We start from the raw sequence: 20971 nt of genomic DNA, 5'->3' as shown, positions 1-20971 counted from the left end.
TTACTCCTCCTCAATAATATCTAAAGTTGAAATTGTAAAGCGATCATCAGTCTTGAGCTTTTCGGAATCTTCATTTTCAAGTTCCTGAACTTTAGACCTATGAACTATAAACGGATTTGGATTATCCACATCCTCTTCAACTACATTTAATTCAACGTTATTTACAACATCTTCACTTTTAAAGAATGCATTAGCAATAGCATGAGCTGTAAATGGTGCTAGAATAAAGTAAATTGCTGCAAGTAAATATTGGCCCAAACCAATCATTGCAATAACGCAAGCAATATCAAAAATACCTACAATATGAATTCTAGCATAAACAACATTTTTCATATCCTTAGAAAGACTTATAAAACCAACTGCAGATACGATTACTAAAAATGCTGCGATTAATAGGAGAGCAGATTGTATGTATTCTACAATCATCACTTATCGCCTCCCGCAACAATAGAAAAAGCAACAGTACCTACAAATCCAAAGAATATTAAAGCTAATGATATATCCCTATAAAAAGTGAGATTATACAATTCTCCAAAAACAAGTAAAGCTCCTGCAAAAGCTACAACAACAACGGAACTTCCAAGCAATCCCATTGAAGAGCCTTTGTAAGCACTTGCTCTTAAAGCTGCAATCATCATTATGACAAATGCAATCATTAAAATATATTTTGATATAATCAATATGTCCATTACTATCCCACTCGATTAATTAAATATAAAGAAGACTTTTTTTAAACTACTCTAACATCTTCTTGATATATGGTTCAAAAGGAATGATATCCTCTTTACTTCTTGGAGAAATAGCAGCTACTTTAATAATTTGATTTTCAGAATCTAACTCTACAGATAAAGTTCCCGGAGTTAATGAAATACTATTAGCCAAAATTGTCTGAGAAACAGGTCTTTTCAAAACTGTCTCAACATCAATAACTACGGGATTAATATCTCTTCTCATAATCTTATTAAAAACAACGTCAACCGTTGATTTAATAATCTCGTAAATAAGGTCTAAGAAATAAATAATTCCATAAACAATTCTAGTCAAAAACATTAAACAAGCTCCATTTCTTTTAAATTTTAAGTCAAAATCTTGACTACCTAAATATACATTATTATTTATCATGATTATTTATTATAAATGTATGCTTTTATGTGAAAAATCATAAAGAAAAAATTTAATTTAAATTTAGTAAAATTAATTTAAAAATATTAAACTTACTGAAAAAAACTATAGACTTTTAAAAAAAGATTAAAATAAATTTAAAAGATAAAAAATATTTGAATTAAAAAAATAATAGTGAAAAATTATCATGAAATTTAATCATGACAATTTCTTCAAAAAATCAGTATTACCCGTTGGATGTGGAATCAATATCAGCCCAATATTTTTCTTTAAAGCGTTTGATAGTGACTCTTGCGTAAATATAATTTAAAACAGATGCGATTATTCTACCAACGGCAAGACCAATCCAAATACCGGTTAAGCCATATCCCAGCACAATTCCAAAAATATATGTGCAGCTGACCGTGAAAACTACTTCCCTAATAATTGTCCATGCCAGACTGGTTGTTCCCCTTCCAAGTCCCTGATATAAAAAGCTTGAAGGCATACCAATACCAACTAAAAGTAAACCAAATGAAGCTATACGCAGGAAATTTGTGATTTCAGGAATTAATCCCATAGTTTCTGGAGTGTATGCAAAAATCAAAGCCAATTGAGGAGCAAATAGAACAAGAATAAGCATCATTGCAACACCAAGCAGCATTGCAAATTTTGTACCGTACTTATGGGTCCTGTCCAGATAATCGGCATTTTTAGCTCCAAATGCACTTCCTGAAACTGCTGCAACAGCACTACCGATGGCTGTAAGAGGCATTATGGCAAATAAATATAATCTTTGACCGGATGTGAAGGCAGCAATACCGTATTCACCAGCGATTGATGAAATAAATATTAAATATAAACTCATAGCAAGAGACATCATAAGCATGTCCAAAGAAGATGGAATTCCCACTTTCAAAACGTCCACAACAATCTTTGAATCAAAATGGAAGTCCTTAAAAGTAACATTAACATAAGTGTCTTTTTTAATTAAAATCCAATACATTATAACAAATGCAGAAGCAAATGAACTGACAATTGTAGCAAGAGAAGCACCGGCAGAGCCCAGGTTTAAAACATAAATGAATAAGGGATCCAAAATGAAATTAAGAGCTACTGATACAATAATAGCATACATAGCTCTTTTCATGTCTCCTTCACCACGAAGGATTCCGCTTCCACCATTAGCAAACATGAATGAGAATAAACCTAAAAATAAAGGAGTTCCATACTTAATTCCTTCAGCCAATGATTGGCCGCTAGCACCATATGTTTTAAGCAGCGGTTCCTGAATCAAAATGAAGATTACTGTTAAAATAATAGATGCCGCCAAAAATATCAGAAGTGAATGTGTTGCTGAATTATTTGCTCTTTCATGATCTCTAGCACCGACAGCACGACTGATACTGCTGGTAGCCCCATTTCCAAGTCCTATACTAAAACCGTTTAAAATCATAAATATCGGCGTTACAAAACCAATACCTGCAATAGCCGCCTGACCTAAACCCGCTACCCAAATTCCATCAACAATATTATAAGATGCTGTTAAAAGCATTGAAATCATAATCGGAATAGCAAGCTTTCTAACCGCTATTTCAGGTTCTCCCCTCATTAATTCCACATTATCATTAGCCATTTAAATTACTCCCCAAAATCTTTTAAAATCTCTTCGCTTTTTCTTGCGATTTTTCTAAACTTTTCCATAGAATCATCATCCAAATCCAAAACGCCAACTTTTCTGTTCCATTCTTCAAGCTCGTTTATTTTCAAAAGAGCCAGTTCATCACCTTTTTCTGTGGTTTTAAGAATATATTTTCTACGATTACTTTCATCAACACGCCTTACAATATATCCTTCATCCTCAAGTGTTCTGAGATGCTTTGCAATAGTTCCCTTACTTTGACCGAAAATATTTGCCAAATCATCCTGAGACAGATTCTTTTCATTGTATATATGTATCAGATATTTACTTTCATGAATCAAAGGAATATTATTGGGATTTTTCATCGTATAATCCAATTTATTCTTGTAGATATGATGAGCCAATGCGAAAAAAGGCATCATGTCAAAAATATCTTTTTCATTTTTCAAATTCATCATATACATATTTCATTTAATAACATATAAATGTTTTTTAAGAAACTGTTCATCGATGAACAATTAGATTATTAAAATACCATGATTTGCTTTTACCGAGCAAAAGCAATATTACAAAAAGAAGGGAATATTGTATGAAATAATAATTGACCAAACTTCTTTTTTTAAAATTTAAAAACTTTTAATCGATTTTTAAAAAACTTTTTAAATATTCCCATTAACTCAAAAAACACTTTTTATCAAATAAAACTCCGAAAAAATAAACTCTCATGTGAAAGCAATATTGCTTTTAAGAGGTTAAATTGCTTTAAAAAACTACTGACTAGTTTATATAGCAGTAAATTAAAGAAAAAGATTGGTGATAAAATGATAAATGACACAGCGATAGAAATAACAAAAATAATGAAAGAAGCCATACCTGAAAAAACCATTGCACAATATTTTTTAAGTCTAGGTAAAGAAGAAAGAACCCTGACAAAAATTGGGCAGGTAAAAGATATCGACAGCGACCATAAAAATGAGCTTTTTGATGGAATATTTAAGGATCAAAACGAAATAATCGTTGATATCAGATTATTGGAAGAAAAACCATCAGAAAAGGAATTAGAAAAAATGAGTGAGTACTGGTGGGCATTGCAATTGCATTTCAGAAAAAGAGTTGAACCGGTATTCATCATAACAGGATAGAAATTCTATCCAAAATAATATATATGTCAACTAACAAATTTAGTCATACCTAAATAATGGTGTTGTGATGGATTTAATCGAGAAGCTAGAACCGGTAATTTTAATAGCAGCAATAATAATTGGATTGATTTTTACAAATATTGAAATTTTATCAAAAAATACTGGAAATCTGATTAATATTTTCCTATGCTTAATGTTATATGGTCTATTTCTGGAGGTTCCTCTCAAAGAATTGAAAAAAAGCTTTAAAAACATTAAATTCACTTCCACATGCATGATAATTAATTTCATTTGGACACCATTATTTGGGTATTTTTTAGGAAATCTCTTTTTGAATGGAAATATTGACATTTTTATCGGGTTTTTCATGCTGATATTGACTCCATGTACTGACTGGTATCTGGTATTTACCAAAATGGCTAAAGGAAACCTTAATTTAAGTCTATCAATACTTCCAATTAATCTAATTCTGCAAATCGTATTGCTGCCTGTTTATTTAATAATATTTTTCTCAAGCAAGAATACAATGAACTATGCGGATTTAGGCTATTCACTGTTAATAGTTATTGTAATACCATTTGTTTTGGCACAGATAACAAAACTACTTTTAAATCAGGATTTAAACGAAAAAGTATCCGGATTTTTTTCAAAATATCAAATAATATTTCTGGCGCTTGCAGTCTTTGCAATATTCAACAGCCAGGGAAAACTTCTTTTTGAGAATTTGAATTCCGTTTTAACAATATTCATACCGTTAATGGCATTTTTTGCAACAAATACAATAATAGACTTATTGTTATCCGAACAAATCCGTTTTACATATGAAGAATATGCCAGTTTAACGATGACAACGCTTGCCCGCAATTCTCCATTAGCCCTTGCTATTGCAATTAATTCATTTCCTGGACGTGAACTTATAGCCATTGCACTTGTAATCGGTCCGTTAATAGAGCTTCCTGTTCTATACATCGTTTCAAGATTTGTTTTATTGGTGAAAGATTCAGGACTCTTCTTTAGCTGCAGACTCTAATAATTAAGAAAACTTTCAAATAATGAAAATAAAAATGGTGCTCGGTACAATAGGGCAAGTACGATTAGAATAAATATTGACGCTATTGCAAAATTTTTATAATACTCCCTGGAGGATATTGGAGCAAATAATTTCACTCCTGCAGGAGTAGTCGCATCAAGAACTATGTGTGAGAATAAACCTAAAAACAATGCCAATACTATTTGAATATAAGTTATTTCAAAAGATTGCAGTAAAACAACTGAAATAAAAAACAATGGAATAAATATAGGCAGTAACCTTTTATTCAGGAACAGAAAACTTAAAAGGGCAATCAGGATAGAAATCAAGTAGTTGTTTGGAAGGACTGTTACATTGATAATTAACTGCCATGCCCATATTAAGATTAATGCTGTTGCAGAAGCCAGTATTATAATTCCAGGGATAGAATGGGTAAAACTTCTGTGTTCGGAAAAATAAAAGGTCACACCCAAAAATACAATAATTAAACCAATATAATAAGGTAGATTTAGGATATATAATGAAATGAACACCAACAATCCTAAAATTATCAACTTATAGACATGCTCCTTTCGAACTTTATGATCAAAGTCGGGAATGTTTGCACCAATTATGGATAAGGCAATTATTAGAGGATTAAACGAAAATAATAATGCCAAAATTAATGCAAATAGAGTATGGCCTTTATAAGAAGACAATATTATCACCTTACTCTTAATATATTAATATATAAAATAAGTAATTAGTGGTAGCATTTGAAGAGTATTCAAAATCCAAAATAGGTTAAAAAGCTTTTCATTTGCTCCAATGACTTTTCAAAACTGCCTTTTCCAATGGATGCGAATGGAGATAAAACTTCACAGGTAATGGCAGGAGTTCCTCTTAGATTGCACACATCTTCAACCGCACCTTTATACTGTGAGCCTGCAATATCAAATGTGATAATTTCACTTCCAACATCATCAGAAATGAATTTCGCTATTAAAAAGCTTTCAGGAGTAGGGTTTTTAGAAGAAAATACGGCCTCAAAACCGGGATTGCTGTTATATGCCGTTGAGTGAAAGTCCCCTACAAAATCAATTTTTAGCTCTTCAATAGTCTGAATAATCATGTTGCTTAAGGAATTTGTGATATGTGCTGATCTGTTTAAATCCATGTCGTTAAATGAACGCTCGTTGTTCATGGTTGACTTTGGAGAGGCGAAAGGTATGAAATAAACTGTATTGTTTAACTCTTCACCAAGCAATTCATTCATCAGCTCCAAATTGGCCAATTGAGGAGGAAGTTCATTTCCATGAATTCCGGATAAAATCAATAATCGCTTTCCGGAATTTCCCATTTTAAAAATTGGAGTTCCATAAACGCAGGATTCCAAAACAAGTTTAGTAAATGACGTTAATTTGATGCTGTCAAAAATATGCTTGTTTTTAGAAACATAACCTCTTGAAAGAAAGGAAACGTAAGTCATTTCTACATTTTCAAAATCATCTAGCCTATCGAAATCCATATTTATTAATTAAATCAAACTTTTATTTAATATTTTTACTTACAGTGATAAAATTGAAAAAGTATATCAAAAAACTCATTAAATTAATCAATTATGAACGGGAAGCCGAAATAGAATTGATGGTATCGGAAATTGAAAGTATGTCCGGTCAAAAAAGGGAAGAACTTGGAAGAGCCATCAATAAAGTCAAAGGAAAGTACTTGGGAAAGGAATTGGGCTTAAATATTGTGCAGTTTGGAAGATCAGAAATCATCGACACAGAAATCAGCGTTGGAGACATGATTTTAGTAAGTACAGGCAACCCCTTAAGAAGTGATTTGACTGGAACGGTAACAGAAAAAGGTGCAAGATTTATAAAAGTTGCATTTGACAACAGGGTTCCCAAATGGGCACTTAAGAAAAAAGTAAGACTTGATTTATATGCAAATGACATTACCTTTAGAAGAATGGAGGATAACTTAAATCATTTAAGCCTTAAAGGTAAAAACGCATTGGAATACTCCCTTAAAAAAAGAGACCCTCAGCCAAACAGAGATAACATTTACATTGACTATATTGACCAGTCATTGAATAACTCCCAAAAGAAGGCTGTTAAAAACAGTTTAACCACACAGAATTTCTTTTTGATTCATGGCCCGTTCGGAACAGGAAAAACAAGAACTCTGGTTGAGCTGATATCACAGGAAGTAAGGCAAAACAGGAAAGTCCTGGCAACTGCTGAAAGCAATGCTGCAGTAGACAATATTGTTGAAAGACTGGTTTTAAATAAAAAATTAAAGATTACCCGTTTAGGCCATCCGCAAAGAGTATCAAAGGACAATATCACATACACACTGGCCTATAAAGTGGAAAAGCATTCCCTTAACGATAAAATAAAAAGAATTCATAAAAAAATTGATAAGCTGATTGAGAAAAGAAGCAGCTTTACAAAACCTACTCCACAGTACAGGCGTGGCTTTTCAGACCATGACATATTGTATCATGCCTCCAAAGGAAAAGGAGGGCGTGGAATAAGTGCTGAGAAAATGAAATCCATGGCAAACTGGCTGGATTACAATTTGGAAATCGATGAAATGCATGATGAAATTAAAAGAATAGAAAACAAGATGATTAAAGACATCATCGAGACAAGTGATGTAATCTTATCAACAAACTCATCTGCAGCACTGGACAGCATTTCAGACACCAAATTTGATGTTGTCATTGTTGATGAAGCTTCACAGGCAACAATTCCAAGCGTTTTAATTCCAATAGCTAAAGCCAGAAGGTTTATTTTGGCAGGAGACCACAAGCAGCTTCCTCCAACAATCATAAGCGACAGAGCCTATGATCTGCAGGACACATTATTCGAATCGTTAATAGAAAAGTATCCCCACAAATCCCAACTGTTAAATGTTCAGTACCGCATGAATAAAATGCTTATGGAGTTTCCGAATTCAGAATTTTATAATAATAATTTAAAAAGCGATTCAAGCGTGAATAACATCACATTAAAAGACATTTCAGATGTCGAGGATGATGACGCCATATTATTTATTGACACCTGTGATTTGGAAAAGAACCATGAAAAACATTTGAAGGATTCCAAATCCATTGTCAATCACATTGAAGCAAGAATTGCGCTTAAAGTTGCAAATGACTATATGAAAGCTGGCGTTGATGAAAAGGACATTGGAATTATCAGTCCATATGCAGACCAGGTGAAACTGATATCTGAAAAAACAGATATTGAGGTTAAAACCGTTGACGGTTTCCAGGGCCGTGAAAAAGAAATCATAATAATTTCAACTGTAAGAAGTAATGAATTTGGTCAAATTGGATTTTTAAAAGATTTAAGAAGGCTGAATGTTGCAATTACACGTGCCAAAAGGAAACTTATAATTATCGGAAACAGTGAAACTTTAAAATCGAATGCAACCTATGAACGCCTGATTGACTTTGTTGATGAAAAGGATTTGAGAGTAATAATTTAGGCATACCTAAACTTTATATAGGATAAAGTTTAATATATGTTACAGAGAATGAAAAGTGGACTTTCCAAACACTTTCTAACTCTGCTCTTAATTGGGTGTTTAATTTTTCAAAAGCCCATATAACTTTTCAACCTCAATTATAACCCCGATTAAGAGTACTCTTCTGTCAAAACTTTTTTTGAAAAATACTATAATAATATATATTATTAAAAATATAATTAACAACTGATATTCATTTTTATAAAAATTTTTAATATGGTGATTAAATGGACAAAGTAGTCTTAGCATTCAGCGGTGGATTAGATACCTCTGTATGTGTTAAATTATTAGAAGAAAAATATGATGTAGAAGTAATTACTGCATGTGTAGATGTAGGACAAGGCGAAGAAGAAATGAAAAAAGCAGAAGACATGGCTGCTAAAATTGGACCTGGAAAACACTACACAATAGATGCCAAAGAAGAATTTGCAAACGAATATATTACAAGAGGAATTAAAGCAAATGCTGAATATGAAGGATATCCATTAAGTACTGCACTTGCAAGACCTTTAATTGCTCAAAAAATCATTGAAGTTGCAGAAAAAGAAGGAGCAACTGCAATTGCACACGGTTGTACTGGAAAAGGAAACGACCAATTCAGATTTGAAGCTGTAATTCTTGCAATGTCTGATTTAGATATTATTGCACCTATCAGAGAGTTAAACTTAACCAGAACTGAAGAACAAGCATACGCAGAAGAAAAAGGCATCAAATTAAATTACGATAAAATTTACAGTATTGATGAAAACATTTGGGGAAGATCAATTGAAGGAGGAAACTTAGAAGACCCTGCAAACGAACCTCCTGAAGACATTTACGAATGGACAAAGTCATGGGAAGAAGCAAATGATGAACCTCAAAAAGTTACAATTGAATTTGAAGAAGGTATTCCTGTAGCTATTGACGGCGAAATGATGCCATTAATCGAATTAATCGAAAAAGCTAATAAAATTGCTGGAGACAATGGTATTGGAAGAGTAGACACAATTGAAAACAGAATGATTGGTCTTAAAAGTAGGGAAAACTACGAAGTTCCTGGAGCTAAACTGTTAATTGCAGCTCACCAAGCACTGGAAGAACTTGTATTAACTACTGACGAATTAAGATTTGCAGAATACATGTCTACCCTTTATGCTGACTTAGTATACAGAGCATTATGGCAAGAACCTTTAAGAGAAGACTTAGACCAAGCTATTGACAACATGCAACAAAGAGTTAGTGGTGAAGTTACAATGAAACTCTTTAAAGGCTCAATTCAGCCATTAATCAGAAAATCACCTTTCAGCTTACACAGTATCGAACAAATTACCTTTGAAGATAAAGATACTGATCAAAGGGAAGTTGAAGGTATGATTAAATACCACGGTTTGCAAGCTGCAAACTTCCAAAAATTAAACAGATAGCTTTAATGCTATCTAATATCTTTTTTTAATGCTTCAGTGAAATAATCATTGAAGAAATTCCTATTATACTCAAACAAATTCTTAAAATTAGAGTCTATTATATACATATCACAGTAATCATCCTTATCACGAATACCACGACCATAGGCCTGCATTATAGCCATTACCGCCTGATAGAAATACCATGACGGGTCAAGAGATTTACGATATTTTACCTGTTCATTCAGCTGAGGATAAGGAACCTTGAATATAATCTGAAAACGGCATAAATCTCCCTTTAAGTCAACACCGTCCTTTATCGATGCTCCGATGATAATTGCTGCATCCTTACTTTCATTAAACTCCTTTAAAACCTGATTTCTGGATTCGCCACCAACAAACAATAGATTATATTCCTTTAAATTGTCCATTATCCAGAAGGCCTGTTCATTGCTTGAGGTGTGAATGACCCCCTTTTGATTAGGATATCTCTCAATCAGTTCCCTGATTTTTAAAATGGCTTTCTTATTTTTCCAATGGGGAACTCCCTTGCTATGACCGCTCATGTTTGAAACGAAATCCATGTAAATTGGCCTGTTTGAAACGTCAAAAGGACTTTTTTCATAGATATAATAAGTGTTTTCCGGATTTATATTGTTCCACTGGCAGAATTTCTCCATGCTCCCCAGAGTGCCTGTGAGAAATATTCTGGTATTTCCAAACTCAAGTAAGTTCTGTGTGGCATCGGATACGGAATATGGCTTGAATTCAGCAGATATATCCATTTTATTATCCTTTATTAATTTAAAATCCGGCACGTCAATAATCAGGTCTCCACTTTCCAGACCTAATCGGATTGCATTAAATCCTTTCAAATCACTTTCAAGAATCTGCTTTTCAACATAATCGACATTTGAATATTTGGAAGGATTGTTTTCAAATTCATCTAAAGTAACCTGAACATCATTGCCTGTGCCTTCTATCTTTTCAATATGTTCCCTGCAGACCTTCATTAAATTTTCACAAACGTCAATCCAGTACTGAGATTCTTTTCTTATGTGGGAGTATGAGACTTCCTTTTTCATTACGGCTTCAAAAATGTCAATACCGAATTTCGTTGAAATGTATTCACGTTCGAGCGCATGAGAAGAAAGCATGAGCATTTTCCTCTCAAGATTATGTGCCTCGTCAAGAATCAGAAGCTGCCTTGGATCAAGCATCTGATTGTCAACACCAACCCTGTACATGAAATCATAATTTGTAATAACGTTTTCGGACTTTTTGGCCTCTCTAAATGCAATAAGATAATTGCAGTCACTGCATCTGGCCAAATTGTATTCTGCCTTAATACAGAAGTCGCAGTTTCCCTTATAATTGCACTCATAATTGCCCTTGCCTTTAATTTCAACCAGCATGTCCCCAAAGTCATCCAGATACTGTTCCTGAAGTTGCTTTGTCATGGTTAAAATGTAGGAGTCCTCATACATGTTTGCAAGGGTTGTGGCTATTGCTGATTTACCAATTCCTGTCCCCGCTTCGAGAATAATGTTTTTATAGCCGTTTTTAATAGCGAAATTAATCTTATTAATCAGTTGTATTTGGGTGTTTCTAGGATGGTGTTCGGTTAATGACCAATGAATCATCCAATCAAGATTAGAATAATTATCTTCAGAATCATTTTTCATGTTATCACATCTTTGTAACAATATGAATAATTATATAACGTAATGTTATATAATCTTGTTGAAAAATGAAATTATCTGTTTCTGATTCTGTTTTCAACCTTACAGATGGCCTGAGTCATTGTTCCCATAGGACAGTAGACGCACCAGGACCTTGGTTTAAACAAAATCATGGTCAACAATCCCAAAATTGTTGACGTAAGCATTACGCTGTAAAAACCGAATGCATACTGTGAAACCCACGGAGCGATAACGTCTCCATGATATGCCCATGTCCAAGGAACGTTGAATGTCCATAAAAGCGTTACAGCCTGAGTAAGGCCTTTTGTTCCTGAAAAAACCAGATAAGTGTTCCATAGCATTACAAAAAACATTGTGAAGAAAAATATCAAAAATCCATAACGGAAAGCTTTTGAATACAGCCATTTAGGAACATCCCTTTTTCTTGAAAGACCTAAACGTCCACCAAGCAATCCTAAAAGCTGTCCTCTATCACAGTAGCGATTGCAAAATGCTTTGTTTCCGCAGAATATGGCAAACAATAACGGCACTATAAAGCAAATCATGCCAAGCCATGCAAAAATGATATTGAAAAATCCCAATGAGAAATAAACGATTGAAAAAATCCATAGATAATCATACCATCTCTTAAAGCGAACCTTATTGTCCTTTTTAGAGCATTCTCCTTCAATGATAGAGGATGGACATTCTACCACACACTTCCCGCATCCGATACATAAATCAGAATCTATTACTGCATACATTCCATTTTTAACTTCAATAGCTTCTTTAGGACACACCTTAATGCAGCATCCGCAAGAAACGCACGAATCTTCATCAACCTCAGACTTTCTTTTTGCCATTTACTCACCCAAAATTTGTATATTTATTACATATATATTTGATTTTTAAGAATTAAATTTTACCATTATTAAAAGATTTATATTAAGCTTTTAGAAAAAATATAATAATGACAAAAATTAACAGACTACAGGAAATAATTGATTCCTCCGACAACATTGTATTTTTTGGAGGTGCCGGAGTATCAACGGAAAGTGGAATCCCTGATTTTAGAAGTGCTGACGGGATTTATTCAAAAACTCCAGAAGAATTGGTATCACACACATATTATTTTGAACACACTGAAGAATTCTTTGAGTTTTACAAGGAAAATCTCATTTTTAAGGATGCTGAGCCTAACCCTGCACATTATAAGCTGGCTGAACTTGAAAAAGAAGGCAAACTAAAGGCCGTCATAACACAAAACATTGACGGGCTTCATCAAAAGGCAGGATCTAAAAACGTTTTAGAGCTTCATGGAAGCGTTCACAGGAATTATTGCCAAATATGTAACAAAAGCTACGATGTAGACTACATTTTAGATTCAGACGGAATTCCAAGATGTGAATGCGGAGGCATAATAAAGCCTGATGTAGTATTATACGAAGAGCCGTTGAATAATGCCATATTGAATTTTTCCGTGAATTACATTTCCAATGCGGAAACATTAATTATTGGCGGGACATCACTTGTTGTTTATCCTGCAGCGGGACTGATTAATTATTTCAACGGTAAAAATCTGGTTTTAATAAATAAAAGTGAAACTCCATACGACAATCTGGCGACATTAGTAATTAATGATGCAATTGGTGAAACCTTATCAAAGCTCCGATAAGTCAAAATCAATAGACTGAGGGATTAAATCAATTCCATCAAGACGATTGTCACATTTATAGACCAGTATTTCAACACCGGATTCATAAGCTTCATTAAGGGTTTTTGAAAATACCGGATCATTTTCCCAATTCGGTCTGAAGGAATCACCCAAGGGATGCTGAATCAGGAAAAATACTACCGTTCTAAAACCATCTTTTTTTAGTTTTATAAGTTCCTTTAGGTGTTTTGTTCCTCTTTCTGTTGGTGCATCGGGAAATCTTGCTTCCGTGCCGACAACCAAGGTTACCCCTTTAACTTCCACAAAGCATGGCTCTTCAAGAAATGACATACCGCAACAGTCGTCAACTTCATTGGCCAAGTATATATCTATTCTGGAATTGTCTATTGTTTTTTCTCTCTGATGATAATCATAACCTGCAAGTTCCTTTATCTGGCCATTGATGATTGCATCATATACAATACTGTTAGCTTCCTGAGAGTAAATTGATACCAGATGTCCACGGTTCTCAACAAAGTGAAGTGAAAACTTAGTCTTTCTTTTAGGATTGTCTGAGGGTTCAAGCCAAACGACAGCATCATCCACCAAGAGCTCCTTGCAGCGTCCGGTGTTCGGAACGTGAGCTATTTCAATGTTTCCATTAACTTCAACTTCAGCTATGAAGCGATTTGGTCTTTTTTTAAAAATTCCCTTAACATAATCCATTTTTAATCACAACTGGAATATATGAAACTAAATCCGTAGCCGAAAATCCGTTTCCTTTCACTTCAAATGCCTCGTCACCTGCAATACCATTGATAAAGACACCTAAACAAGCGGAATCAAATGCATTGAGTTTAATGGAAAGGAGTGCAGTTACAATTCCCGCAAGGGCATCCCCCGTTCCTCCAACAGTCATTCCTGCATTTCCCGAACGGTTAATCCTGAATTTGGAACCGGACAATATTAAATCATACTGGCCTTTAACAATGACTGTACCTTTAATTGCTTTTGCAACTCTTTGAAATTCAGTAACGTTATCATTGACCTTTTTAAAGTCATATGAATCCAAATCTAGCTTTAAATTAGTGTTGAAAAATCTGTTGAATTCCGCCAGATGAGGAGTCAGCACAATATTATCCTTATTTTTTATTAATGATATATCAACCTGTTTTAAAGCATCAGCATCCAAAACTATTGGTTTTTTGATTTTTGTAACCAGCACATTGAATAATTTTGATGTTTCATCGTTAATGCTTGATCCTGGACCTATCAACACTGCATCAACCTTTTCTGCCAATTCAAGAATTTCATCCAAATGACCCAAATTCAAGTAATCCCCTTCAAGTGATTTTACAATCAAATCTGCTGATGCGGATTTTACAGGAATTGCAGCATTTTCGGGAGTGGCCACATAAACCAAATCAACACCTGCACCAAAGGCTGCCATGCCTGAAATTACCGGTGCTCCATGATAGTCCTTGCTTCCGCCGATTATTAATATGGAACCGTTGTTTCCCTTATGTGATGTGGATGATCTGTTTTTTAACCTTAAAAAGTCACCATAGTTTACAAAGTATTCTGCCTCCAAAGGTATTCCAATATCGGCCGTAACCAGTCCGCCAACAAGTTCTTCATCAGCGTCCCTTACGCCAGTTTTGATTTTATGAAAGCTGATAGTATAGTCGGGAACAACCGCAACATCATCAATATTTCCCGTTAACGGATCCATTCCGGACGGCACGTCAATACTTATCTTAAGTCCTTTAGATTCATTGATTACTTCGATAGCTTTTCTTATTTTTTCCTGAAGCTTTCCTTTTATACCCGTTCCCAAAAGACCGTCAACGATTATGGATTCCTCATCTCCAAAATTGCAGTTACTGACATCGTCCAAAGTCTTTAAATTATGAATAGTCAACCTGGAAAGTCTAGGTTTCATATTTTCCAATATTTCCAGATTGATTCTGGCCTCATTTGAGTGAATATTGTCCTTCAACATGAAAATATCCACATCATAACCCCTGTTTAATAAATAACGGGCTGCGACAAAAGCATCCCCACCATTTCCACCGGAACCTGTAAACATCAATACCTTAACAGGCTTTGAGAAAGTAAAAACAGCGATTTTAGCAACTTCTTCACCTAATGATTTGCCGGCAGCTTCCATCAGGCACAATCTTGACAATCCCAAATATTCACAATTTGCATCAGTAACCATCATATCTATCGGATCCACATTATCACCATAAGTTTAATTTAATACCTTAAGGTATAAATATACATATCTTAATTAAAGGAATAGATTTATGAGAAAAATTACATTCAAATTAATAACACGTTTATCAACAAAATACATTGAAAATGGAATAATTTTAATACTAATATTATTCTCATATGGAATAATCGGATCATATTTCATAATGGGATTGAATTTAGTCGATTCCATTTATTATGCAATCATTACCATGGCCACTGTAGGATATGGAGACTATACGCCGACTACAGGAATTCAAAAGCTATTTGCCACAACATTGGCATTGGGCGGTGTTGCATTACTTGCCTATGTATTTAATGTTATTTTAACAAATTTTCAGGAAAGAATGGGTTTATTTTCAAGAGGGGCTAAAAAAATGAAAGCAATACAAAATATGGATTCATATTATATTCTTTGTGGTTATGGAAGAGTTGGAAAAGTTGTTTATAAAGAACTGAATCGACGCCAGCAAAACATTGTAATTTTCGAAAAGAATGAAGAGCTTTGTGAAGATTTTGAAGAGAGCACATCATCAATTATTCTTAACAAAGATGCGACAGAAGATGATTTAATAGCTAAATTAGCAGGTAAAAAATGTAAAAGTGTTATTATAAGTACCGGAGACGATGTTACAAACTTATTTATTGTATTGACAATTAGAGAAACCAATCCTGATGCATGGATTGTCTCAAGAGTCAGCAAATTAGAGAATTTTTCAAGATTGCGAAAAGCAGGCGCAGACAAACTTGTTTCTCCAGAAATAATCGGTGGAAAAGATTTATATTTGGAATCTGCAAAGCCTCATCTTTTAAGACTTACCGTCCAGCATACTCCTGAGGAAATTCTTGACGAATTTAAAGTAATCAGCAAATACGATTGCACTCTTGAAAATATTGATTACCACATTCCGGGAATCGAAACGCCTCTAAGCCGTGACATAAAAACGATGCATATGGAAGACGGCAAACGTTATCAAAATTATTTAAAAGAAAATGAAGAAGCTATGGCCGCTTTGAAAAATTTATATAGAAGCGTCAATAACATCCATTCTCATTGGATTTCAGGCCCGAACAGAAATACATTAAATGAATTGGTTAAAGAGTTAGAAAAACAGGAAACAATAATAGGAAAAAATTTAACCGATAAGGAAATAGCAGAAATAACAAAAAAAGAAATTGAAAGAGAGTAAAACTCTCTAGAATAAGTCTTGTAAATGGATTTGGTAAGGACCTAAGCTTCCGCCGTAGTTACCAGCACCAATTTCAATAACACCAGGAACTTGACAAGCAGCTTCAATACCTGCTTTCATAGCAGCCCTAACGGATTCTTCGTCAACACCATCGATAACGATTTCCATGTTTCCGAATACGTTTTCTGGTAATTCAGTTTCTACTTGGTCTTTTAAAGTTACACATTCTTTTTCGTTGGTAGATGCACTCATGAAAGAGTATTTGGAACCAGTTTTAGAACCGGAAGCAACCATACCACCAGAGAATGGAGTGATTACACCAGCAACAGCGTGAATAGCATCTACAGCAGCTTCAGCAGCAACAATGGAAGCCATTTGACTGTCAGCCATAATGAAGAAGTTACCACCAGCAACTCCGTCTTTCCATCCCATTTCATCTTCTACTAAGAATTCACCAGACATGATTGGAATTACATGCATTTTTTTACCGTTTACGTCTTTTTCAGTTTCGAATCCGTCACCGAAGAATTTTAGTTGTTTTCCGGTTGGGAAAGCTTCTTCACTTTCAAGAGCATTAAATGCTGCTGCAGTAGGAGCAGTTAAAACACATTGACCGATTCTGTCCATAATTTGTCCGCCTAAAGCTTTTTTGGACATGTGACAAATCATAATTGCGTAACCTGGTCTTCCATCTGGAGATTCAGTTGGAGGAATGTATTGGTCAATACCTGCTTCTGCAGGACATCCGATAACTGAAGTAGCAAATCCGGTAGCTTCAGTAGCTGCAATTTTAGCTAAATGTTTAGTAGCTGCAGTAATAATTAATCTAGATACTTTTATTCCGAAACCTTCAGCAAAGGTATCTTGTATATTTACACCGTTAATTTCCATAATTTCACCAAATTATATAGTACAAAAAATAAATTTTTTGCTATACTAAAATATTTAAAATAAAATAAAATAAAGTTTTCTATTTACCGGTAAATCATTCAAAATTGCAAAACTGTGAGACAATAAATATTCGGAAACTGACCATATTGCATAGCTTATGCAGGAATATGAAATTATAATGTTGGTGAACAGCCAATTATCTATTAAAAGCACATTAATGATGATAAAAGAGATTGGAGAATCAGTAAAGCCGAATTCCATATTATCGAAATACATGCAAATATTAAGATTAATTGACAACATTCATTTAATATACAACCGTTAAATACAAAACCGAATATTTTTCTTTATTTATCTTTTTATTCAATTTTTCTTTATTATTCTAACCAAAATATGATTAAATTTATTTATCATAAATTGAAAAAATAATATTACATTTGAATAAAATGTAAATTACATGAGGAATTATAGGGTGATAGAAATTAATAATAATATTATTGAAATTATACGAAAAGATTTTAAATCCGCATTTTCAAACCCAATTGTTACAATTGTTATTATCGGATTAATCATTATCCCTTCCCTTTATGCACTATTAAATATTCAGGCATGCTGGGATCCTTATGGAAATACCGGCAATGTCGCATTTGCAATCGCAAATTCTGATAAAGGAGCATCTTTTGATGGCGTGAACATCAATGTTGGTGACGAACTGGTAAAAGACTTGAGAAATAATGATAAGTTTAACTGGACATTTGTCACTGAAGATGAACTCCGGGATGGTGTTTATAAGGGAGAATATTATGCGGGAATAGTATTGCCCGAAAATCTGAGTAAAAATGTTGTTTCAATCACAAGTGATGACCCTCAACAGGCAAAATTAGAATATATTGTTAATATGAAAGAAAATCCTGTCGCTGCTAAATTAACAGACAGTGGTTCCACTGCTGTTTATAATGCATTAAATGCAAAGATTATTGAAATAATAAATCTTGCGGCTTATGGAAAACTTGGAGAACTGCAATCCGGTTTGGCTTCAGGAGCTGGCCAATTAGCTAGCGGTGGAAGTCAGCTTGCATCAGGAGCAGGCCAAGTATCTTCCGGAGCAAGTCAATTATCAAGCGGTGCAGGACAATTATCTGACGGTGCAGGTCAGCTGGCCGATGGTGCCCAGCAATTATCTGACGGTGCAGGTCAAGTTGCTGCAGGTACACAGCAGGCATCTGACAAAGTAAATATGTACAATACAGAAATTCATCAAGCTACAGGATATATCAGAGAACACACCAGTAGCTCCGCAATACATGAAATTACTGATGAAATTGATTCTAGAAGTGATAATGTCGCAGGCAAAGTTGGACAATTGAACAATGGTGCAGGCCAAGTAGCAAACGGTTCTTCATCTTTAGCAGCAAATTCACAGCTGCTCAAGGGAGGTATTGATGAATTAGCAGAAGGTTCTCTTTCCCTTGCAGCAGGTTCCGTATTGCTTTCAAATGCTGCAACACAGGCACTGTTTACAGCAGCTGCATCTCTTGCTTCATCTGCAGATTCCCTTGCAAGCATTACAGGTATTAATGAAACAATACTTGGAGACTATTTCTATGCTCCTGTAAAATTGGACAGACATGAATTGTTCCCAGTACCTGATTATGGATCACAAGTATCTCCATTTTATCTTGTTTTATCCATGTGGGTTGGTGCTTTAATTACATGTGCAATGTTAAAACCTGGAACCAGTGAAGGAACGAAATATTCTCCTCTTGAAATGTATGCGGGAAAAGCAGTGATATTTTTAATATTGAGTCTGCTGCAATGTAGCGTTACGATAATTGGAGCGCATCTTTTAGGCATTTACATTTCAAACGAAATAATGTTTATACTGTCGTGTCTTACTGTATCGGGAGTATTTATGATTTTTGTCTATTCTCTGGTATCTGCACTGGGAGATGTTGGAAAAGCAGTAGCTATTGTTCTTTTAGTACTTCAGATATCCGGAACAGGAGGAATATATCCTGTTGAAATCATGGCTCCGCTTTTCAATATAATGAATCCAATCTTGCCTATGACTTATGCAATAACATTGGTGCGTGAAGCACAGTTAGGTTTGATTTGGTCAAATTACATTCCTGCATTAGCCGTTCTCCTGGCTATTGGATTTATAACAGTTATTGTAATGTTGGTCATTAAATCAAAAGCAGATAAAATAACTCATTACTTTGAAAAATGTTTAGAAGAAAGTGGACTATTTTAGAAGTTGATATTAATCAACTTCAATATTTATTTTTTTAACTTATATATTGCAAATATCTTAAATTTCTCTTTTTAACAAGCGATTCAAAATATCATAATGACACTTAAGAAAAAAGAATAGAAAAGGAAAGTTTTGATTATATTGATGCAATATTTAAGAATACGGACTATTTTTCGTCTTCACTTTCATCAGATATTTCTTTTGAATCTGAATTGAATGAGATTTTATCTAGAACAGATGAACCATAATAAGGTAAAATTACCATACCAAGAATTGTAGGCATCCAGAATGAGATTAATCTTTCAATTACAGTTGCTGCTGCTGAAACAGAAGCGGAAATACCTGCAGCAGAATAGAATATAATCATTATACCGTCGACTGCACCAAGACCTCCTGGAAGAAGCGGAATCATACCTGCAAGTGATGCTAAAATAAAGACCTCACCAATGACAACGGGACTTACATTAGCTCCAAATGCTAAAAATACCGTATATACCCTTAAGATTTCAAATACCCAAATCAAAAATGACAGAGGAAGCGCATAGTACAATACCTTTTTATTATGGATAAGCATGTTCATTGTATCCTGAAAACCTTTTATAATTCCATGGATTTTTTCTTCCAATTCAGCTGAATTCTTTTTGTAGAATCGTCTGACAAGGCCAATGATCCATCCGTCAACCCTCATACCAAAACTAGGGCTGATACACATATAAATCAATAGGATTAAAATTGCTACAATACCTATTACCGCAACAACCATTACTGCAAGCAATCCAGGAGAAAGATCAAATGATAATGTCATTCCAATGATTGTTAAGACCGCCAGAACTACGAATGGAAAAGTGTCCAGAGCTCTATCTGCAACAACGGCAGCGAAAGTTTCTTCCATAGGATATCCCTCCTCACGGGAAAAGATATATGCTCTTACAGGCTCTCCACCACCACGACCGGACGGAGTGATGTTATTAACTGCAAGACCAACCAATACCATAGGAAGGAGTTTTGAAATACTGCTGTCCATATTGGCAATCCCATTTAATATTTTCCACCTTAAAGTATACAAAAAGAAGGTTCCGAATTGAAATGCAATAGCTAAAGCAATTAATGTCATATTAGCGTATTTTAAAGAATTTATAACCTCTTCAATGCCCACAAAATACAGCATTACGAGCAATATAAGTATACTAACACCAAAGAATATGATAGTTTTCTTATCCATAATATC

General features: G+C 34.2%; 20 protein-coding genes. 7 read left to right on the top strand and 13 right to left on the bottom strand.

What is annotated here, in order from left to right; all coding sequences use genetic code 11:
* From ACKI44_RS10665 to ACKI44_RS10645, 5 genes are all read right to left on the bottom strand, one after another.
* Positions 1-426: a cation:proton antiporter gene (locus tag ACKI44_RS10665; protein ID WP_407424201.1), complete on the bottom strand. Its 426-nt coding sequence runs from the start codon at positions 424-426 to the stop codon at positions 1-3.
* On the bottom strand, positions 426-689 hold the full coding sequence (locus tag ACKI44_RS10660; RefSeq protein WP_407424199.1) for a monovalent cation/H+ antiporter complex subunit F: 264 nt from the start codon (positions 687-689) through the stop codon (positions 426-428). Before ACKI44_RS10660 ends, ACKI44_RS10665 begins: the two co-directional genes overlap by 1 nt.
* Positions 690-735: 46 nt before the next feature.
* Positions 736-1050 carry a Na+/H+ antiporter subunit E gene (locus tag ACKI44_RS10655; protein WP_303737162.1) on the bottom strand — a complete coding sequence of 105 codons (315 nt, stop codon included), beginning with the start codon at positions 1048-1050 and terminating at the stop codon, positions 736-738.
* Positions 1051-1348: 298 nt separating this feature from the next.
* Entirely contained in the window at positions 1349-2737 is a 1389-nt protein-coding gene (locus tag ACKI44_RS10650) for an MATE family efflux transporter (protein ID WP_407424197.1), read from the bottom strand.
* 5 nt (positions 2738-2742) lie between these two features.
* The gene (locus ACKI44_RS10645) at positions 2743-3198 is read right to left on the bottom strand and encodes a MarR family winged helix-turn-helix transcriptional regulator (RefSeq protein WP_407424195.1); all 456 of its coding nucleotides are present in this window, start codon (positions 3196-3198) and stop codon (positions 2743-2745) included.
* A 366-nt stretch (positions 3199-3564) separates the two neighbouring features.
* On the opposite strand from ACKI44_RS10645, the gene ACKI44_RS10640 reads away from it, so the two are divergent.
* A complete protein-coding gene (locus ACKI44_RS10640) occupies positions 3565-3885 on the top strand; it encodes a hypothetical protein (protein WP_407424193.1) in 321 nt (106 codons plus the stop codon).
* A 67-nt stretch (positions 3886-3952) separates the two neighbouring features.
* Entirely contained in the window at positions 3953-4915 is a 963-nt protein-coding gene (locus ACKI44_RS10635; protein ID WP_407424191.1) for an arsenic resistance protein, read from the top strand.
* On the opposite strand, the gene ACKI44_RS10630 is transcribed toward ACKI44_RS10635, so the two are convergent.
* On the bottom strand, positions 4912-5613 hold the full coding sequence (locus ACKI44_RS10630) for a metal-dependent hydrolase (RefSeq protein ID WP_407424189.1): 702 nt from the start codon (positions 5611-5613) through the stop codon (positions 4912-4914). The two genes, ACKI44_RS10635 and ACKI44_RS10630, sit on opposite strands and share 4 nt — an antisense overlap.
* A gap of 68 nt (positions 5614-5681) precedes the next feature.
* Positions 5682-6422 carry a succinylglutamate desuccinylase/aspartoacylase family protein gene (locus tag ACKI44_RS10625; RefSeq protein ID WP_407424187.1) on the bottom strand — a complete coding sequence of 247 codons (741 nt, stop codon included), beginning with the start codon at positions 6420-6422 and terminating at the stop codon, positions 5682-5684.
* A gap of 44 nt (positions 6423-6466) precedes the next feature.
* On the opposite strand from ACKI44_RS10625, the gene ACKI44_RS10620 reads away from it, so the two are divergent.
* The gene (locus ACKI44_RS10620) at positions 6467-8395 is read left to right on the top strand and encodes an IGHMBP2 family helicase (protein ID WP_407424185.1); all 1929 of its coding nucleotides are present in this window, start codon (positions 6467-6469) and stop codon (positions 8393-8395) included.
* 266 nt (positions 8396-8661) lie between these two features.
* The gene (locus ACKI44_RS10615) at positions 8662-9837 is read left to right on the top strand and encodes an argininosuccinate synthase (protein WP_407424183.1); all 1176 of its coding nucleotides are present in this window, start codon (positions 8662-8664) and stop codon (positions 9835-9837) included.
* Positions 9838-9845: 8 nt separating this feature from the next.
* Here ACKI44_RS10615 and ACKI44_RS10610 read toward each other — a convergent pair whose 3' ends face one another.
* The gene (locus tag ACKI44_RS10610) at positions 9846-11501 is read right to left on the bottom strand and encodes a helicase C-terminal domain-containing protein (protein ID WP_407424181.1); all 1656 of its coding nucleotides are present in this window, start codon (positions 11499-11501) and stop codon (positions 9846-9848) included.
* 71 nt (positions 11502-11572) lie between these two features.
* Complete coding sequence (locus ACKI44_RS10605; protein WP_407424179.1) at positions 11573-12361, bottom strand: 4Fe-4S binding protein; 789 nt, start codon at positions 12359-12361, stop codon at positions 11573-11575.
* A 107-nt stretch (positions 12362-12468) separates the two neighbouring features.
* On the opposite strand from ACKI44_RS10605, the gene ACKI44_RS10600 reads away from it, so the two are divergent.
* A complete protein-coding gene (locus ACKI44_RS10600; RefSeq protein ID WP_407424177.1) occupies positions 12469-13173 on the top strand; it encodes an NAD-dependent protein deacylase in 705 nt (234 codons plus the stop codon).
* Here the strand turns inward: ACKI44_RS10600 and sfsA are convergent.
* Together sfsA and ACKI44_RS10590 are read right to left on the bottom strand one after the other, a co-directional pair.
* A complete protein-coding gene (gene sfsA / locus ACKI44_RS10595) occupies positions 13159-13878 on the bottom strand; it encodes a DNA/RNA nuclease SfsA (RefSeq protein WP_407424175.1) in 720 nt (239 codons plus the stop codon). The two genes, ACKI44_RS10600 and sfsA, sit on opposite strands and share 15 nt — an antisense overlap.
* Positions 13865-15391, bottom strand: a complete 1527-nt coding sequence (locus tag ACKI44_RS10590) for an NAD(P)H-hydrate dehydratase (protein WP_407424173.1) — start codon at positions 15389-15391, stop codon at positions 13865-13867. Before ACKI44_RS10590 ends, sfsA begins: the two co-directional genes overlap by 14 nt.
* A gap of 70 nt (positions 15392-15461) precedes the next feature.
* On the opposite strand from ACKI44_RS10590, the gene ACKI44_RS10585 reads away from it, so the two are divergent.
* Complete coding sequence (locus ACKI44_RS10585) at positions 15462-16598, top strand: NAD-binding protein (RefSeq protein ID WP_407424171.1); 1137 nt, start codon at positions 15462-15464, stop codon at positions 16596-16598.
* 6 nt (positions 16599-16604) lie between these two features.
* On the opposite strand, the gene fhcD is transcribed toward ACKI44_RS10585, so the two are convergent.
* Complete coding sequence (fhcD, locus tag ACKI44_RS10580) at positions 16605-17489, bottom strand: formylmethanofuran--tetrahydromethanopterin N-formyltransferase (protein WP_407424169.1); 885 nt, start codon at positions 17487-17489, stop codon at positions 16605-16607.
* Positions 17490-17961: 472 nt separating this feature from the next.
* Here fhcD and ACKI44_RS10575 point away from each other — a divergent pair, with 472 nt between their 5' ends.
* On the top strand, positions 17962-19743 hold the full coding sequence (locus ACKI44_RS10575; RefSeq protein WP_407424167.1) for a YhgE/Pip family protein: 1782 nt from the start codon (positions 17962-17964) through the stop codon (positions 19741-19743).
* Positions 19744-19909: 166 nt separating this feature from the next.
* Here ACKI44_RS10575 and ACKI44_RS10570 read toward each other — a convergent pair whose 3' ends face one another.
* The gene (locus ACKI44_RS10570) at positions 19910-20965 is read right to left on the bottom strand and encodes a UPF0104 family protein (protein ID WP_407424165.1); all 1056 of its coding nucleotides are present in this window, start codon (positions 20963-20965) and stop codon (positions 19910-19912) included.
* Positions 20966-20971: the final 6 nt, after the last annotated feature.

This window comes from Methanobrevibacter sp. (genome assembly GCF_045646205.1).
Lineage (GTDB): Archaea > Methanobacteriota > Methanobacteria > Methanobacteriales > Methanobacteriaceae > Methanocatella.
The sequence above is the reverse complement of the archived record's forward strand: the minus strand, read 5'-3'. Positions and strand labels throughout refer to the sequence as shown.

Bases quoted from the DNA above. Each gene is read 5' to 3' on its own strand.
- ACKI44_RS10665 (WP_407424201.1), bottom strand. From the start codon at position 426: ATGATTGTAGAATACATACAATCTGCTCTCCTATTAATCGCAGCATTT.
- ACKI44_RS10660 (WP_407424199.1), bottom strand. From the start codon at position 689: ATGGACATATTGATTATATCAAAATATATTTTAATGATTGCATTTGTC.
- ACKI44_RS10655 (WP_303737162.1), bottom strand. From the start codon at position 1,050: ATGTTTTTGACTAGAATTGTTTATGGAATTATTTATTTCTTAGACCTT.
- ACKI44_RS10650 (WP_407424197.1), bottom strand. From the start codon at position 2,737: ATGGCTAATGATAATGTGGAATTAATGAGGGGAGAACCTGAAATAGCG.
- ACKI44_RS10645 (WP_407424195.1), bottom strand. From the start codon at position 3,198: ATGAATTTGAAAAATGAAAAAGATATTTTTGACATGATGCCTTTTTTC.
- ACKI44_RS10640 (WP_407424193.1), top strand. From the start codon at position 3,565: ATGATAAATGACACAGCGATAGAAATAACAAAAATAATGAAAGAAGCC.
- ACKI44_RS10635 (WP_407424191.1), top strand. From the start codon at position 3,953: ATGGATTTAATCGAGAAGCTAGAACCGGTAATTTTAATAGCAGCAATA.
- ACKI44_RS10625 (WP_407424187.1), bottom strand. From the start codon at position 6,422: ATGGATTTCGATAGGCTAGATGATTTTGAAAATGTAGAAATGACTTAC.
- ACKI44_RS10615 (WP_407424183.1), top strand. From the start codon at position 8,662: ATGGACAAAGTAGTCTTAGCATTCAGCGGTGGATTAGATACCTCTGTA.
- ACKI44_RS10610 (WP_407424181.1), bottom strand. From the start codon at position 11,501: ATGAAAAATGATTCTGAAGATAATTATTCTAATCTTGATTGGATGATT.
- ACKI44_RS10605 (WP_407424179.1), bottom strand. From the start codon at position 12,361: ATGGCAAAAAGAAAGTCTGAGGTTGATGAAGATTCGTGCGTTTCTTGC.
- ACKI44_RS10600 (WP_407424177.1), top strand. From the start codon at position 12,469: ATGACAAAAATTAACAGACTACAGGAAATAATTGATTCCTCCGACAAC.
- sfsA (WP_407424175.1), bottom strand. From the start codon at position 13,878: ATGGATTATGTTAAGGGAATTTTTAAAAAAAGACCAAATCGCTTCATA.
- ACKI44_RS10585 (WP_407424171.1), top strand. From the start codon at position 15,462: ATGAGAAAAATTACATTCAAATTAATAACACGTTTATCAACAAAATAC.
- fhcD (WP_407424169.1), bottom strand. From the start codon at position 17,489: ATGGAAATTAACGGTGTAAATATACAAGATACCTTTGCTGAAGGTTTC.
- ACKI44_RS10570 (WP_407424165.1), bottom strand. From the start codon at position 20,965: ATGGATAAGAAAACTATCATATTCTTTGGTGTTAGTATACTTATATTG.